Annotated in this window: 12 protein-coding genes and 1 rRNA gene (1 of these 13 cut by a window edge); 8 read left to right on the top strand and 5 right to left on the bottom strand. The window is 68.5% G+C overall.

Annotation, left to right across the window (positions count from 1 at the left end; genetic code table 11):
- Positions 1-14: 14 nt before the first annotated feature.
- Genes RS883_RS11180 through RS883_RS11155 form a run of 6 tightly spaced genes read left to right on the top strand, consistent with a single transcriptional unit; the run spans position 15 to position 8726 of the window.
- Positions 15-1556: a tryptophan halogenase family protein gene (locus RS883_RS11180; RefSeq protein ID WP_315760274.1), complete on the top strand. Its 1542-nt coding sequence runs from the start codon at positions 15-17 to the stop codon at positions 1554-1556.
- The gene (locus RS883_RS11175) at positions 1553-3088 is read left to right on the top strand and encodes a tryptophan halogenase family protein (RefSeq protein WP_315760273.1); all 1536 of its coding nucleotides are present in this window, start codon (positions 1553-1555) and stop codon (positions 3086-3088) included. The genes RS883_RS11180 and RS883_RS11175 overlap by 4 nt, the downstream gene beginning before the upstream one ends.
- A 29-nt stretch (positions 3089-3117) precedes the next feature.
- Complete coding sequence (locus RS883_RS11170) at positions 3118-5451, top strand: TIM-barrel domain-containing protein (protein ID WP_315760272.1); 2334 nt, start codon at positions 3118-3120, stop codon at positions 5449-5451.
- Positions 5448-7061 carry a DUF5597 domain-containing protein gene (locus tag RS883_RS11165; protein ID WP_315760271.1) on the top strand — a complete coding sequence of 538 codons (1614 nt, stop codon included), beginning with the start codon at positions 5448-5450 and terminating at the stop codon, positions 7059-7061. Before RS883_RS11170 ends, RS883_RS11165 begins: the two co-directional genes overlap by 4 nt.
- A 54-nt stretch (positions 7062-7115) precedes the next feature.
- On the top strand, positions 7116-8330 hold the full coding sequence (locus RS883_RS11160; protein ID WP_315760270.1) for a Gfo/Idh/MocA family oxidoreductase: 1215 nt from the start codon (positions 7116-7118) through the stop codon (positions 8328-8330).
- A 60-nt stretch (positions 8331-8390) separates the two neighbouring features.
- Complete coding sequence (locus RS883_RS11155; RefSeq protein WP_315760269.1) at positions 8391-8726, top strand: hypothetical protein; 336 nt, start codon at positions 8391-8393, stop codon at positions 8724-8726.
- 55 nt (positions 8727-8781) lie between these two features.
- Here the strand turns inward: RS883_RS11155 and RS883_RS11150 are convergent, their stop codons facing one another.
- Genes RS883_RS11150 through RS883_RS11130 form a run of 5 tightly spaced genes read right to left on the bottom strand, consistent with a single transcriptional unit; the run spans position 8782 to position 15363 of the window.
- Entirely contained in the window at positions 8782-9792 is a 1011-nt protein-coding gene (locus RS883_RS11150; RefSeq protein WP_315760268.1) for a glycoside hydrolase family 53 protein, read from the bottom strand.
- Entirely contained in the window at positions 9789-12266 is a 2478-nt protein-coding gene (gene galA, locus RS883_RS11145) for a beta-galactosidase GalA (protein ID WP_315760267.1), read from the bottom strand. Before galA ends, RS883_RS11150 begins: the two co-directional genes overlap by 4 nt.
- A 12-nt stretch (positions 12267-12278) precedes the next feature.
- A complete protein-coding gene (locus tag RS883_RS11140; protein ID WP_315760266.1) occupies positions 12279-12908 on the bottom strand; it encodes a 2-dehydro-3-deoxy-6-phosphogalactonate aldolase in 630 nt (209 codons plus the stop codon).
- Positions 12905-13762 (bottom strand): 2-dehydro-3-deoxygalactonokinase, encoded by an 858-nt coding sequence (locus tag RS883_RS11135; RefSeq protein ID WP_315760265.1) that lies wholly within the window; start codon positions 13760-13762, stop codon positions 12905-12907. Before RS883_RS11135 ends, RS883_RS11140 begins: the two co-directional genes overlap by 4 nt.
- A 2-nt stretch (positions 13763-13764) precedes the next feature.
- Positions 13765-15363: a sodium:solute symporter family transporter gene (locus RS883_RS11130; RefSeq protein ID WP_315760264.1), complete on the bottom strand. Its 1599-nt coding sequence runs from the start codon at positions 15361-15363 to the stop codon at positions 13765-13767.
- 132 nt (positions 15364-15495) lie between these two features.
- Here RS883_RS11130 and RS883_RS11125 point away from each other — a divergent pair, with 132 nt between their 5' ends.
- Positions 15496-16206, top strand: a complete 711-nt coding sequence (locus tag RS883_RS11125) for a FadR/GntR family transcriptional regulator (RefSeq protein ID WP_315760263.1) — start codon at positions 15496-15498, stop codon at positions 16204-16206.
- A gap of 425 nt (positions 16207-16631) precedes the next feature.
- A 16S ribosomal RNA gene (locus RS883_RS11120) occupies positions 16632-16708 on the top strand (it continues 1410 nt past the right edge of the window).

The raw sequence follows: 16708 nt of genomic DNA, 5'->3' as shown, positions 1-16708 counted from the left end.
GCGGGAGGGGAGGCATGGCACGGCGCGTCGTGATCGTCGGGGGCGGCACCGCAGGGTGGCTGGCCGCGGGCTATCTGGCGCGCACGCTCGCCGCCGACCGCCCCGGCGGGGCCGAGATCACGCTGGTCGAATCGCAGGCGATCGGCATCCTTGGCGTGGGCGAGGGGACGTTCCCCACGATCCGCCGCACGCTCCAGCGGATCGGCATCGACGAGGCCGAGCTCGTCCGCCGATGCGGCGCGACCTTCAAGCAGGGCGCACGCTTCGACGGCTGGCGAACGGGCGGGGCGGGGGATCGGTATCTCCATGCCTTTCAGGCCGCCGATCCGTCGGGGCCGGAGCTGCTGCCCTATTGGCTGTTGGGCGCCGCGGGCGACGTGCCGTGGGACGCGGCCTGCACGCCGCAGACGCTGGCGGCCGATGCGCACCGCGCGCCCAAGCTGCCGAGCCATGCCGATTACGTCGCGCCGCTCAACTACGCCTTCCACTTCGATGCGGCGGCGCTGGCGGAGCTGCTGCGCGATGCGGCGGTGGCGGCGGGGGTCACGCATCTCGTCGACACGCTCCAGGACGTGGTCCTAGCGAAGGACGGGTCGATCGAGCGGCTGGTGCTTGCCGAGCGCGGTACGCTGACCGCCGACCTGTACATCGACTGCACGGGCTTCCGCGCCGAGCTGATCGGCAAGGCGATGGCGAGCCCGTGGCGATCCGTGCGCGAGCAATTGTTCTGCGACAGCGCGGTCGCGCTCCAGCTCCCCTATGCGCAGGCCGACACACCGATCGCCTCGTACACGATCGCGACGGCGCAGTCGGCGGGCTGGATCTGGGACATCGGCCTCGAAGCGCGTCGCGGGATCGGGCACGTCTATTCGTCGGCGCATCAGAGCGACGATGCGGCGGAGGCGGCGCTGCGCGCGCATGCCGGTCCGGCGAGTGATGCGCTGGAGGTCCGGCGCTTCCGCTTCGACGCGGGGTATCGCCCGGTCAGCTGGCAGCGCAACTGCGTCGCGGTCGGGCTGTCGAGCGGGTTCTTCGAGCCGCTGGAAGCGACCGGCATCGTCCTGTCGGAGATCGCGGTCTCGCTGATCGCCAACCTGTTCCCCTGGGCGGGCGAGTTCGAGACCGCGGCGCGCCAGTTCAACGCCAAAATGGCCGCGCGCTATGCCCGCGCGCTCGACTTCCTCAAGCTCCATTACTGCCTGAGCGAACGGGCGGACTCGGACTTCTGGCGCGACAATCGCGAGGCTTCGAGCATTCCGGACACGCTGGCCGAGCGGCTCGACCGCTGGCGCCACCGCCCGCCCAACGAGATCGACGTCGACGCCAATGTCGACATCTTCGCCGAGGCGAGCTGGCAATATGTGCTCTACGGCATGGGATGGCGCACCGACCTGTCGGCTCGCGCGCCGGCGCTGCGCCACTATGAGGAAGCGAGGGCGGCGTTCGGGCGTGTGAAGGCGCAGGCCGACCACGCGATCCGCCATCTGCCCTCCAATCGCGAGCTGGTTCGCTTTGCGCAGAGCAACCGCTTCGGTCAGCGGGCGCACGCGGCATGAGCCATGCGCCGATCCGGAGCGTCGTCATCGTCGGCGGCGGCTCGGCCGGGTGGATGACCGCGGCCGCGCTGTCGCGCCTGTGCGCCGCGGGCATGTCGCTGACGCTGGTGGAGTCCGAAGAGATCGGCACCGTCGGTGTCGGCGAGGCGACGATCCCGCCGCTGCTCGACTTCAACGCCGCGCTCGGCATCGACGAGGCGGCGTTCGTCGCGGCAACGCGGGCCACCTTCAAGCTCGGCATCGAGTTCGTCGATTGGGGCCGGCTGGGCGACCGCTATCTCCATCCGTTCGGCACGATCGGCCGCGCGCAGATGGGTGTGCCGTTCCACCAGATGTGGCTGCGCCAGCGGCTGCTGCGGCGACCCGATCTGGATCCCGGCGCGCTCGGCCCCTATTCGATCGCGGCCGCCGCGGCGATGCGCGGTCGCTTCGCCAAGCCAACGGCCAATCGCGACGCGGTGCTCTCTGGGCTGAGCTATGCCTATCATTTCGACGCCGGCCTCTATGCCCGTTTCCTGCGCAACTTCGCCGAACAGCGCGGCGTGCGGCGCGTCGAAGGGCGCATCGCCTCGATCGAGAAGCGCGGCGAGGACGGCTTCCTCACCGGCGTGACGCTGAGGGATGGGCGCCGTGTCGAGGGCGAGTTCTTCATCGATTGCAGCGGGTTTCGCGCGCTCCTGCTCGGCGAGGCGCTGGGCGTGCCCTATCGAAGCTGGCGGCACTGGCTGCCCTGCGACAGCGCCGTCGCGGTCCCGACCGAGCGGATCGGCCCGCCGCTCCCCTATACCCGCGCGACCGCCGACAGCGCGGGCTGGCGCTGGCGCATCCCGCTTCAGCACCGCACCGGCAACGGCCATGTCTATTCCAGCAGCCATGCCAGCGACGAGGTGGCGCGGACTGCGCTGATCGACGGCCTGGACGCGCCCGCCACCGCCGAACCGCGCGTGCTGCGGTTCGTGCCGGGGCGGCGCGAGCGGATGTGGGAGCGCAACTGCGTGGCGATCGGCCTGTCGGGCGGGTTCATCGAGCCGCTGGAATCGACGAGCATCCACCTCATCCAGCAAGGCATCCTGAGGCTGCTCGCGCTGTTCCCCGACAGCGGTTTCGCGGGCGAGGAGATTGACGCGTACAATGCCTGGCTGGTCGAGGAATATGAGCATATCCGCGACTTCATCATCCTTCATTACCATGCCAGCACGCGCGACGATTCCGACTTCTGGTGCGACGTCCGCGCGGCGCCGCTGCCCGACAGCCTGGCCGAGCGGCTGGCGCTGTGGCGAGGCAAGGGGCGGCTGCTGCCGATCGCCAACGGCCTGTTCACGACGGACAGCTGGCTTGCGGTGCTGGTCGGCCAGAACATCCTGCCCGCCGCCGCCGACCCGATGACGGTCCTGCTGCCGCCCGACGAAACCGGCCGCTTCCTGGCCCATCTGCGCAGCGTGATCGCGCGCACCGCCGAAGCGCTGCCGTTCCATGAGGCGTTTCTGGACGGAACGGCCGCCCACCCATTGCCCGAGCGACGCGTCGGATGAGATGCGTACCCATCAGCCGGAGTGACCGAGTGCCCCTGCCCAAGACCGTTCGCCACCTTCTCCTCGCCGGCCTGTCGCTGTCCGCGGCTTCGGCGGCGCAGGCGCAAAGCTTTCCCATGCTCGACCGCAACGGCAGCCGCGTGTCGATCGAGCCCTATGGCCCCGGCATCGTCCACGTCTCGATCGCGCTCGATCCTGCGGAGATCGAGAAGGGGCCGGGATACGGCATCAGCGGCAAGCCGGAGCGGGCCGGCTGGACGCACCGCGCGGAGGCGGCGGGCGACGTCTATGCCTCGCCCGCGCTGTCGGTGACGGTCAAGGCGCAACCCTGGCCCAGGCAACCGACGCAGATGGAGCGCTATTTCGTGCCCTCGCTGCCGCCGGTCTCGATCGCGGTCAGCGGAGCGGACGGGCGCGAGATCGTGGCGATGGACGGCTGGGAACTGGCGCCGCACGAGGTGAGCGGCGAGAAGACCTTCCGCGTCGGCGCAAGCTTCGGCGAAGTGCGGGGCACGCATTATTACGGGCTGGGCCAGAACCAGGAAGGCGCACTCGACCTGCGCGGCCGGACGATCGACTGCCGCCACAATTACGATGCGCCGACCGGCGAGACGGTGTGCGTGCCCTTCCTCGTCACCGACAAGGGATACGCGATCCTGTGGGACAATCCGTCGGTCACGACGGTGTCGCCGGGGATCAACGACAAGGCGCATTTCCAGTCGCGCGTCGGTGAGCGGGTGTCGTTCTTCATTGTGACGGGGAAGACGACGGACGAGCTCTATGCCGGCTATGCACGGCTGACGGGCAAGACCCCGCTGCCGCCCAAGGCGGCGTTCGGCCTGATCCAGTCCAAGGCGCGCTATGAGAACCAGGCCGAGCTGATGGCGGTCGCCGATGGCTATCGCAGCCGCAATCTGCCGCTCGACGTCATGGTGCTCGACTGGTTCCACTGGACCCGGATGGGGCAGATGGACATCGACCGCGCCGCCTTCCCCGACCCGGCGGGGATGAACCGCGAACTGCACGCGCGCGGGCTCCACACCATGCTATCGGTGTGGCCGCGATACGAGCGCGAGGGGCGGTATTACGACATGCTCGCGTCGAAGGGCTGGTTCCTGAAGGATCCCGACGGCCAGCCGGCCTATGGCCTTGCCGTCCGTTCGGACCGGGCGGGGGCGCTGCTCGACAGCACCAATCCGGATGCGCGAAGGTGGTTCTGGGAGCGGATCCGCGACAATCTTGCGAGCCAGGGCTTCGACTGGTTCTGGCTGGATGAGACCGAGCCCGATCTGGTCCCGGCGGGGAAGCTCTATTCGATCGGCTCGGGCGACCGCTTCTACAACCTGTTCCCGCTGGTCCACACCGGCGGCGTGGCGGAGGGCTCGGCAAAGGACCGGCCGGATTTCCGCAACCTCATCCTCGCGCGCGCGGCGTTCACCGGCGCGACCGCGATGGGGGCGATCTTCTGGACCGCGGACGTGCATTCGAGCTGGGAGGCACTGCGGCGGCAGGTGCCCGCGACGCTGGGCATGGCGGCGAGCGGGATCGCCTATACCAGCAGCGACACCGGCGGATGGCAGTGGCCGAACGGGCCGGCGGCGGAGCGGCCGGTGCTGGTCGATCCGACCGGCGCGACCGCGATGGGGGCGGGCTACCGCGACTATCCCGAGCTGTTCGTCCGCTGGTTCCAGTATAACAGCTTCACGCCCACGCTGCGCATCCACGGCCAGCGACCGGCGACGGCGCTGTGGGAATATGGCGCGGCGGCCGAGCCGATCCTCGCCGACTGGCTGCGGCTTCGCTACTCGATGATCCCCTATCTCTACTCGCTGGGGCGCGGCACCTATGAGGGCGGGGCACCGTTCATGCGCGCGCTGTTCATGGATTTCGGAAGCGATCCCAAGGTCGCCGACATCCGCGACCAGTATATGCTGGGGCCGGCATTCCTGGTGGCGCCGGTGCTGGAGCAGGGGCGGACGAGCCGGTCAGTGTACCTGCCCGCGGGCGCCGACTGGTACGACTGGTGGACCAACAAGCGCTACACCGGCGGCCAGACGATCGAGGCGGCGGCGCCGATCGAGCGGATGCCCCTGTTCGTGCGCGCAGGCTCGATCGTGCCGGTGGGCGCGGCGATCCGGAACACCAGCGAGAAGCAGGCGCTGAAGGCGATCCGCGTCTATCCGGGGCGCGATGCGCGCTTCACGCTCTACGACGACGACGGCGTCACCAACGCCTATCAGCGAGGGGGCGGGATGAAGGCCGAACTCGTCTGGAACGAGGCGAGTGGTCGGCTTTCGGCAAGCGGCCGCCTGCCGAGCGGGCAGGACGCCGCGTCGCTGGTCGAGGTGGTGCGCGCACCGTGAAGCCGCTGATCCTCGCCGCCCTCGCGCTTCTCGCCGCCCCGCTTTCGGCGCAGGAGCGGCCCCTGCCGCGGCTCGAAAGCAGGAACGGGCGCCATGCGCTGATCGTCGACGGCGCGCCCTTCCTGATGCTCGGCGCACAGGCGAACAATTCGAGCAACTATCCCGCCGCGCTCCCCAAGGTGTGGCCGGTGGTCGAGGCGATGCACGCCAACACGCTGGAGATGCCGGTCGCCTGGGAACAGGTCGAGCCGGTCGAGGGCCGGTTCGACTTCGGCTTCGTCGACACGCTGCTGGCCGAGGCGCGGGCGCACGACAAAAGGCTCGTGCTCTTGTGGTTCGCGACGTGGAAGAACACCGGCGCGAGCTACGCGCCCGAATGGGTGAAGCGCGACGGCAAGCGCTTCCCGCGGATGCGGACCGCGGAGGGCAAGGCGCATTACGTGCTGAGCCCGCATGGCGCCGAGACGCTCGCCGCCGACCGCCGCGCCTTCGTCGCGCTGATGACGCATCTCGCGCGCGTCGATGCGCAGAACACCGTCATCATGGTGCAGGTCCAGAACGAGGCGGGCAGCTATCGCCTTGCCCGCGACCACGCGCCCGCCGCCGAGCGGCTGTTCAAGGGCCCGGTCCCGGCCGAGCTCGTCCGCGCGCTCAAGGTCAAGGCGGGAACGTGGGAGGCGGTGTTCGGCAAGCGTGCCGAGCAGTTCTTCCAGAGCTGGCACCTCGCCCGCTATGTCGACGCGGTCGCCGCGGCCGGGAAGGCGGTCAAGCCGCTGCCGATGTACACCAACGCGGCGCTCGGCAACGCCTTCACCGACGAGGGCGGCGATGTCGGGCCGTCGGGTGGGCCGAACTGGAACGTGATCCCGGTGTGGAAGGCCGCAGCGCCGCACCTCGATCTGGTCGCCCCCGACATCTACAAGCGCGATCCCAAGGAAGTCGCCGCGTTCCTCGACAAATACGCGCGGCCCGACAATGCGCTGATGGTGCCGGAGATCGGCAATGCCGCCGACTTCGCGCGCTTCTTCTGGCCGGCGCTTGGCAAGGGCGCGATCGGTTTTGCGCCGTTCGGCATGGATGGCACGGGGTTCTTCAACTACCCGCTCGGCGCCAAGAGCCTGGAGGACGGCACGCTCGCGGCCTTCGCCGCACCCTATCGCCTGTTCGCGCCGATCGCCGCCGACTGGGCGCGGATCGCGCGGGACCACCCGACCTGGGGCACGGCCAAGGGGATGCCGGAGAGCGGCAAGGTGATGGGCCGCTGGCGCGTTTCGGCCGAATATGGCCAGTGGCAGATGGGCGAGGCTGAATGGGCCAGCTGGCTCAAGACCGATCCGCATCCAGACGCCGATCGCCCGGTCGGCGGGCTGGTCGCCGCGCAGATCGCCCCCGACACCTTCCTGATCGCCGGCAGCCACGTGCGCGCGCGGATCGCCCTTGCCGACCCGGTGGCGGGCGAGAGCGGCGAGATCATCCGCGCCGAGGAAGGCAGCTTCGTGGGCGGCAAATGGGTGACCACGCGGCTGTGGAACGGCGACCAGTCGGATTATGGGTTCAACTTCACCGCCGAGCCCGTGATGCTGCGCGTCACCATGACAAGTTACCGCTAACCCCTTGCGGCATCGGGCGCTCGCTGCGCATGATGCGGCAAAAGGGAGTGGATCATGGCGAACGACGGCATCACGCGGCGCGGACTCATCCAGGCGGGGGGCGGCATCGCCGCGACTGCCGCGCTTGCGGGCTCGACCCTCGCGCAGACCGGCGGCGCGCCGCGGGTCGAGGGCAAGCCGCTGCCGGGTGGCGTCAAGCTTCCGGCGTCGCCGCCGCAGCGCAAGCGGCCGGACAGCGTCGGCATCGCGATCGTGGGGTTGGGTGGTTATGCGCTCAACCAGATGATGCCGCGCTTCAAGAATGCCGAGCGCGCGCACATCGCCGCGATCGTTTCGGGCAATCCGGCCAAGCTGAAGCAGGTGGGCGACGCGTACGGCGTGCCCGCCGATGCGCGTTACAGCTATGATCGGTTCGACGCGATCGCGCGCGATCGGCGGATCGACGCGGTCTATGTTGTGCTGCCGACGGCGCTGCATGCCGACTGGGTGGTGCGCGCCTTTGCTGCGGGCAAGCATGTGCTCTGCGAAAAGCCGATGGCGCTCACCAGCGCCGATTGCGAGCGGATGATCGCCGCGGGTCGCCGCGCCAATTGCAAGCTGATGCTCGCCTATCGCTCGCATTTCGAGCCCTTCAACCTGGAGGCGATGCGGCTGATGAAGGAGAAGGCGGTCGGCACGATCCGACTGCTGCGCACCGAGCAGTCGTATCGCATGGGGCCGACGACCGCGGCGGAGAATTGGCGCGTCGACGGCACGCTGGCGGGCGGTGGGCCGCTGGAGGACTACGGCATCTACGGGCTCCAGTCGGCGCTCTATCTGACCGGCGAGATGCCCGAGCGGATCAGTGCCGAGGCGTTCCGGCCGGCGGGCGACCCGCGGTTCGCGTCGATCTTCGCGCATGTCTCCTCGCAGTGGAAGTTCCCGTCAGGCGCAGTGGCGCAGCTCGTCACCTCATACGACTCCGCCGGCATCAACATGGCCGAGGTGCGCGGGACCGAGGGGGCGCTCATCATGGACCCGGCGACCAGCTATGCCGGGCAGAAGATGCGGATCGAGGGGCGGAACGCGCGCGAGTTCAACCCCGGCGATCCGGACGTCCAGTTCGCGCGCCAGCTCGATCACTTCGCCGACGCGATCCGCGACAACAAGCCGATCCGCACCGGCGGCGACATGGGACTGCGCGACATTCGCCTGATCGAGGCAATCTATGCGTCCGCAAAGGCGGGGCGGAGCGTGAACCTCAACCCGGATGGGACGATGCGGCGGTAAGGAGGCGGGCGGACAGCCAAGGTCCGCTTGCTGACAATTGCCGACGTGGGGACATGTCGTATGGGAAGGTTCGAGAGCCTGGATGGTGACGACGACTGGGACGCCGAGTTCGCGCGTGATCTGGTCGGATGCACGCTCCTGCTGGGCCTGACCTACGTCGATCATAGCGGGCGATTTCTGCGACAGCGCCAGGTGTTTGGAACCGTCCTATCCGCGGATCTGCAGGACGGCATCATGATTTCTCAGGACGATGACGAGCCGTTCGTCATCGCTCCCGTTCTTGATGCCATCGAGGCCGCGGGTCCAGGCATCTACCAGTTGGCGGATGAAGACGAGGCCGTCGAGGACCCCGATTATACGGCCCTGATTACCGTGACCGCTCCGCTACGGAGTTGAACCGCCGCCCTCAACTCAAAACGGTCTGACTACTCACCGACGAGCGGCTCCACGGCTAATGCCGGAACGCCGCCATCGCCTCCGTCAGCTGGTGCTCGCGGTTCGTCGCGCCCAGCCTGTAGCCGCTCCAGGTCGGGATCGTGCCCGGCTCCCAATAGACGACGCCGCGGGCCATCGGGCCGATCGCGCGGGTGCGGCGGATCATGTCGGTCAGCATCGCGCGCGCCTCGGCCGGCTGGTCGTACTGGTGGCCGATCTCGACGATCATCACGGGCTTGTCGAAGCGCTTCACCAGCGTCGCCATCGTCGTGCCGACCTTGGGCGATTCCACCTTCCAGTCCTTGGAGGGCGTGTAGAAGGGGTAGTAGGACAGGCCGATCACGTCGACCTTGCCGCCGTTCCGCGTGAAGCTGTCGAACCATCCCACCGCCTTGGCGGTGTCCCAGCCATTGTCGATGTGGATGATGACCTCGGCGCCAGGATAGACCGACTTGACCGCATCGTAGCCGGCATTGGTGAACCGGGCGAGATGATCGAAGCGGTCGGTCTTGCCGTCGGGCCACAACAGCCCGTTGGTGATCTCGTTGCCCACCTGAACCCAGGCGACGTCGATACCGTTGGTCTTCAGATAGGCGAGCGTGTCGCGGGTGTGGTCGGCGACCGCCTTCGTGAGCGTATCGACGTCGTGGCTGGTCCAGGCGGCCGGCTTGATCTGCTTGCCGGGGTCGGCCCAATTGTCGCTGTAGTGGAAGTCGATCATGATCCGCATGCCATGATCGCGCGCGCGCCGCGCCTTGGCGAGCACGTCCTCACGGCCGTTCCATCGCTTGGCCGGATCGACCCAGACGCGCAGGCGGATCGTGTCGATGCCGTTGTCGGCGACGAGGTCGTAGAGGTCGGCGGGCTTGCCCTGCGCATCGCGGAAGCTGAGCCCCGCCGCCTCCTGCTCTGTCACCCAGCTGATGTCGGCGCCATAGGCGAACGCGGACGGCAACTTGTCCTGCGCCTGGAGCGGCGCGGTGGCGAGCGTACAGGCTGCCAGCGCGAGGAAGGTGCGGCGGATCATGCGACGGCTTTTGGCAACAGCATCAGCACGCCCGCCTTTAGCCCGTCGGCGGTCGCGGTGATGCGGATCGGCCGGACGTCGCGGCCGACGCGGACGATCGCCTGGGCGAGGCCGGCAAAGGCACGGCGCTGGCTCGCCTGATCGGGCTCCCAGCTGGTCGGATTGCCGTTGCCCACGCCGATGACGGCGGCATCGCCCGCGACCGCGAAGCGGATCAGGTCCTCGGCATCGGGAACGGTGCGGCCGCGGGCGTCGACGATTTCGGCGCGGACCATCACGACGTCGTCGCCGGTGGCATCGGGCATCCGGCAATCGGCGGTCAGCACGACCGATGCGGGCGCGCCGGTGGTCTCGCGCAGATCGCGCGCGGTCCGGCGTCCCTTGTCGTACCCGCGCGCTTCGAGCCTGCCGGGCGCATAGGGCACGGACCAGGCGAGGTGGCGGTTGCGCGGCATCGGCTTACGCCCGAGCGAGCGGCCGTTGAGCAGGAGCTCGACCTCTTCGCAATTGCCATGGACCCAAACCTCGATCGGCTGCCCCTCCCGCCCCGGCCATGTCCAGTGCGGGAGCAGGTGGACGAGCGGCTGGTCGGGCCGCCACCACGCGCGATAATAATAGAAATTGTCCTTGGGAAAGCCGCAGGTGTCGAGCACGCCGAAATAGCTCGAGATGCTGGGGAAGGCGGGGTAGGGCGTCGGCTCTCCGCGATAGTCGAAGCCCGTCCAGATGAAGCCGCCGGCAAGGTCGGGCCGGTCGGCGACGATCGTCCACCACGCCTCGGCGGTCGACGCCCACCAGGGATGCTCGGTGTCATAGGCGCGGACGACGTGCCTGGCGGGATCGTTGGCATAGGCGCCGCGCGTCGCCACGGTGCTCCCCGTTTCGGAGCCATAAACGGGAACGCCCGGATTGGCGGCCTTGAACCCCGGCATCTTGTCGGTGCGATAGTTGAAGCCGACGACGTCGACCACCTTGGCCGCACCCGCGTCCCAGCTGCTGTCGAAGGCGAAGGTTGTCGGCCGCGTCGGGTCGAGCTCGCGCACCCGGTCCTGCATCACCTGCGTCACGCGCGCGCCGCGCGCGCTCCCCTGCTGCGGCTCCTCGTTGCCGAGCGACCAGGCGATGACGCACGGGTGATTGCGGTCGCGGCGGAGGATGCGTGTCAGCTCGTCCATTGCGACCGGATCGCTGCTGTTCCGCCGCGCCTCGACGATCATCAGCATGCCCTTGGCATCGCACAGGTCGAGGAGGGCTGCGGCGGGCGGGTTGTGGGCGCTGCGCCACGCGTTGGAGCCCATTTCCTGCAACTGGTCGATGCGCCAGGCGTGGAGCGCATCGGGGATGCCCGCACCGACGCCGGCATGATCCTGATGGTTGCAGGTGCCGAGCAGCTTCACCGGCCGCTCGTTGAGGAGGAAGCCGCGCGCGGCGTCGAAGCGGATCGTGCGGATCCCGAACGGGGTGACATAGCGATCGACGACGCGGTCGCCGACGAGCACTTCGGAGTGCAGATGGTAGAGCCGGGGCGTTTCGATCGACCAGAGCTGCGGCGCGGCGATGCGCGCCTCGCCGGTCGCGGTCGCCGTCACGCCCGGCGCGAGGGTGAGGCGCGTTTCGGGGAGTGTTGCCGCGCCGCGGCCGGCGGGATCGACGATGCGCTGGCGGACGACGGCGTCGACCGGCGATCGGCCCTCGTTGCGGACCTCCAGCGCGGCGGTGACGGCGGCACCGCTCGCATCGATGGTGGTGCGAACGACGCTGCCCCATTGGAGCACGTGGACGGCGTCGGTGCGGACAAGGTCGACATGGCGATAGATGCCCGCGCCCTCGTAGAACCAGCCTTCGCCGAGCGACGCGTCGACGCGAACCGCGACGACGTTCGACCCACCGTCATAGTCGAGGAAGTCGCCGATCGAGATCGAGAAGGGCGCATAACCACTCTCGTTGCGAGCGACGATGTAGCCGTTCACGAACACGATGCAGTCGCGGAACACGCCGTCGAACTCGAGGCTGACGCGCCGATCGCGATCGGCCGCGGTGATCGAGATGGGGGTGCGGTACCAGCCGACGCTGTTCTCGGGAAAGTCGCGGCCGATCGCCTTGAAGCCGTGCGCGGCGGCGGCGTCGGCCTCGTCCTTGGCGGGCGGCGTCTTCGGCTCGGCAAAGGGGAGGGCGACCGCCCAGTCGTGCGGAACCCGGACCGCCTGCCAACCCTTGTCGTCATAGTCCGGCTTGGTCGCGTCGGCGGTCACGCCGGCCTTGGCATAGGTGCGCTGATGGCGCCCGAAGCCGAAGTCGCGCGCGGTGTCGCTGGCGTGGCCGAGGTGGAAGCGCCACTCGGCCAGCCGATCGATCCGGCGCGGCGACGGCTCGTCAGCGAGCGTCGCCGACGCGCCGCCCGCGCGCGCCAGCAGGGGCAGCATGACGCCGGTGGCCATGGTGGCGGCGATCGCTTCCCGTCGCGAAGTCTTCACGCCAGTTCTCCTTCAGCGAGCGATCGCCGCGGCGAAGGCGCGCGCGTTTTCGGCGACCTCGTCCGCGCTCATGCCGGGCTTGTAGAGCGCCGAGCCGAGGCCGAAGCCCGCGGCGCCCGCCGACCGCCACGGCGTCATATTATCGGGCGCGATCCCGCCGACCGGCAGCACGCGCGTGTCCGCCGGGAGCACCGCGCGCATCGCCTTGAGCACGGCGGGCGTCGATCCCTCCGCAGGGAACAGCTTGAGCGCGGCGGCACCCGCGTCGATCGCGGCGAACGCCTCGGTCGGCGTGGCGATGCCGGGCAGGGCGACGAGGCCGGCTTCGACCGCGGCGGCGATCACGCGGGGGTTGGCGTTGGGCGCGATGACGAGCGTGCCGCCTGCGTCCGCGACGGCGTGCACGTCCTCGACGCGCAGCACCGTGCCGGCGCCGATCACCGCGCGACCCTCGAGTGCCTGCGACAGCCGCGCGATGCTCTCGAACGGCTCGGGCGAGTTGAGCGGGACCTCGATCACGGTGAAGCCGGCCGAGACCAGCGCCTCGCCGATGTCGACGACCTCGTCCGGGCGAACGCCGCGCAGGATCGCGATCAGCGGAAAGCGTGCGAACGCCTCATCGAAACGCTGGCGATAGGTCATGGTTGAAGCTCCCGAATGCGGATGATGCCGGCGACGAACGCCTGGTGGCTGTCGACCAGCGTGCTGGTGCCGCCCAGCGTCTCCATCGCGGCGGCGTAGAGGCTGCCGAGCGCTGCATCGGCGAGGATCGCGACGGGCGTGCCGTCCAGCCGCGTGGCCACATCGGCGCCGATCAGCAGCCCGCTGGCATAGCTCGCCGCATCGGCATCGTCGCGATAGCCGAGCACCTTGGCGGCGCGGATCTTGAACAGCGCGGCGGCCAGGTCGCGGTCCGCGCCGCGGCGCACGCCCTCGCGGAACGGCTCGCCATCGGTGACCGGCGCCTTGAGTTGCGGCGCCAGGATGCCGTGCAACCGCAACATCGCGAACAGCTCGCCCGTCATCGCGGTGTCGAAGCCGGCGATGCGGCCATTGACCATGCGGACCCATTTGCAATGCGTGCCGGGCTGACAGAGCAAGGCGTCGGGGGGCACCATCCCGGCCTCGACCGCGCCCAGCAACTGCACTTCCTCGCCGCGCATCACGTCCGGGTTGGCAGCATCGCGGACGGCGACACCGGGGACGATCGCCGTCCGATCGTCGATCCGCTCGAGCGACGCGGCAAGGTCGCCAAGGCCCGCGGGCGCGGCCACATAGGGCGCCTCGCGCCAGCCGATCGTCGACCCGACCATACCCGCCATCAGCACGGGAAGGTCGCCCATCCGCGCGCGGATGCCCGCGACCTCCTCCGGATAGTCGGCGGGCGACAGGCTCGACGCGCCGCGATCGTCGCGTTCCGTGGCGACGACCACGCCATGCTCGATGCGGAACACGCGCCGGTTGGTCGTGCCCCAGTCGATCGCCAGAAATGCCATGCTCACCACCACGTCGCGTAGAGCGCGATCAGGGTCAGGACGATCCCCAAGCTCGCGATGTTGTAGCTCGGCGCGGTGCGGAACACGACGCCCTCCATCGTGATGCGGTTGGCGTCCGTCCGCGCGCGGACGACCAGCGACAGCACGACCGCGAGCGCCAGGCTGAGCGCGAACACCAGCGACATCCGGTTGAGGAAGGGAAGGCTGGGCAGCAGCTCGCGCAGCAGGTAAGAGAGGACGACCGACGACACCGCCGCCGCGATCGCACCCGCTTCGTTGGCGCGCTTCCAGAACAGGCCGAGCAGGAAGATGACGGTGATGCCCGGCGTGAAGAAGCCGGAGAACTCCTGGATGAACTGGAATGCCTGGTCCGACTGGCCGATCAGCGGGCGGGCCGTCACGATGGCGATCAGGATCGCGATCGACGCGGTAACCCGGCCGACCAGCACGAGCCGGCGTTCGGTCGCAGGATCGCGCGGCGCCTCGTCCTCGGCGCCGGTCGGGATGCCGCGCCGCTTGGCATAGAGGTCGAGCGTGAAGATCGTTGCGATCGAATTGATCTTGGAGGCGGTCGACGCGATGATCGCGGCGATCAGCGCGGCGAAGACGAGGCCGAGCAGTCCCGGCGGCAACAGGCGCAGCATCGTCGGATAGGCCTGATCGGCGCGGTCGAGATCGGGGGCGAGCAGCACCGCGGCGATCCCCGGCAGCACGATGACCAGCGGCATGAGCATTTTGAGGAACGCCGCGAACACGATGCCCTTCTGCGCCTCGCCCAGGTTCTTGGCCGCCAGCGCCCGCTGGATGATATACTGGTTGAACCCCCAATAGCTGAGATTGGCGATCCACATGCCGCCGACCAGGACGGCGATGCCCGGCAGTTCCTTGTAGTGCGGATTGTCGGGCGAGAGGATCATGTCGAAATGCCCCGGCGCGCGCCGCGTCAGCTCGGCAAAGCCGCCAAGGATCCCGCCCGCGCCGCCGATCTCGCGCAGCGTCAGCGCGGAGACGAGCAGGCCGCCCAGCACCAGCAGCGTCACCTGCACGATGTCGGTCAGCGCCACCGCCTTCAATCCGCCGCGCAGCTGATAAAGGAGGGCGAATGCGCCGAGCGCGACGAGCGCCACCGTCTGATCGACGCCCGCCACTTCGTTGACGGCGATCGAGCCGAGCCAGATGATCGAGGTCAGGTTGACGAAGACGTAGAGCGCCAGCCAGAAGATCGCCATGATCGTCCGGATCGACGGCCCGTACCGCTGCTCCAGGAACTGCGGCATCGTGTAGATGCGGTTCTGAAGGAAGATCGGCAGGAAGAACTTGCCGACGATCAACAGCGTGAACGCGGCCATCCATTCATAGGATGCGATGGCGAGGCCGATTGCGTAGCCCGAGCCCGCCATGCCGACGATCTGCTCGGCCGATATGTTCGCCGCGATCAGCGAGGCGCCGATCGCCCACCAGGGCAGCGACTTAGACGCGAGGAAGTAGTCCGAGCTGTCCTTCGCCCGTCCGCCCCTGTCGCGGCTGACCCATTGCGCCAGCGCGAAGATCGCGATGGCATAGACGATCACGACCGCCAGATCGATCGGCGCCAGTCTCATTGATGGTCCCCTCCCGCCGCTGGGGCTTCACGGCCCCGGGGATGATGATTTATACGACAAAACCGTCATGTCCACTGCCGAGCACATGACAGCGACCGCCCTTTGGGCCAGAAGCCGGCGATGGAGAGCGATATGAGCAACGGGGATGCAGAACCGACGGTCGACCTCGGACGCAACCTGACGCACGGGATGCTCGACACGCTGGGCAAGGCGATCGTCGTCGGCCGCTATGAAGCGAGGCGCTTCCCGACCGAGGCGGAGATCGCCAAGGCGCATGGCGTCAGTCGATCGGTTACGCGCGAAGCGGTGAAGATGCTGACCGCCAAGGGGCTGGTCAGCGCACGGCCGCGGCAGGGGACGGTGGTGCAGCCCTCCGCGAACTGGAACCTGTTCGATCCCGACGTGCTTCGCTGGCTGCTGGAGCGAAAGGTGTCGGTCGAGCTCCTTCGCCAGTTCAACGAGCTCCGCGTCGCGATCGAGCCCGAGGCGGCGGCGCTGGCGGCGCGCTTCCACGAAGCCGACGACCTGAAGGCGATCCGGGATGGCCTGGACCAGATGCGGGAGGCCGAGCGGGGGCACGGCAATGTGCTCGACGCCGACATCGCGTTCCACGTCGCGGTGCTGCGTGCCTCGAAGAACCCGTTCTATGCGCAGTTCCAGACGATGGTCGCGACGGCGCTGCGCACCTCGATCCGCTATACCAACCGCATCAAGGGGCGGAGCGCCAATATCGGAGACCATGCAGCGGTCGCCGACGCGATCGAGGCGCGCGACGTAGAAGGCGCGCGAACGGCGATGCGGCGGATCATCGGCGACGTGCTCGACCTGATCGCGACGGCGTGAAGGGGATCGGTTCCGCAGAAAAATGCAGGGCCGTCAAAAAAGTCCAACATCGCGCTTGACGGGGTCCGATTCGACGCATAGATGGCCTCTCACCGACGGGGCGCACCGACACGGAGCGCTCAGACGGTCACCAAAAGCAAGGCGCACGGGTCACCCGGTAAACGGGGTGGACAGTGCGTCGGTTTTTGTCGCTCTTTGACATTGTGATTGAGATGAAGGGACATGTGGGCGGCGGCTCCGGGTCTTGGCGGTTTTTAGGCGTCAGGTATTCGGTTAAAGTCAAGTCGTTCCACGGTTCACGGGCTCACGCCTGTGGCCAGCATGTCCTTACACGTTTCCATACGTGAAATGATTTGTGCAGGAACGGCTCCTAGAAATGAGCGGTTTCGTGGTGGTCCATTCCGGCTGCTGCGAGATCGGACATCAAACTTGAGAGTTTGATCCTGGCTCAGAACGAACGCTGGCGGCATGCCTAACACATGCAAGTCGAACGAAGGCTTCG

Source organism: Sphingomonas sp. Y38-1Y, assembly GCF_032391395.1.
Taxonomy (GTDB): Bacteria; Pseudomonadota; Alphaproteobacteria; order Sphingomonadales; family Sphingomonadaceae; genus Sphingomonas.
The sequence above is the reverse complement of the archived record's forward strand: the minus strand, read 5'-3'. Positions and strand labels throughout refer to the sequence as shown.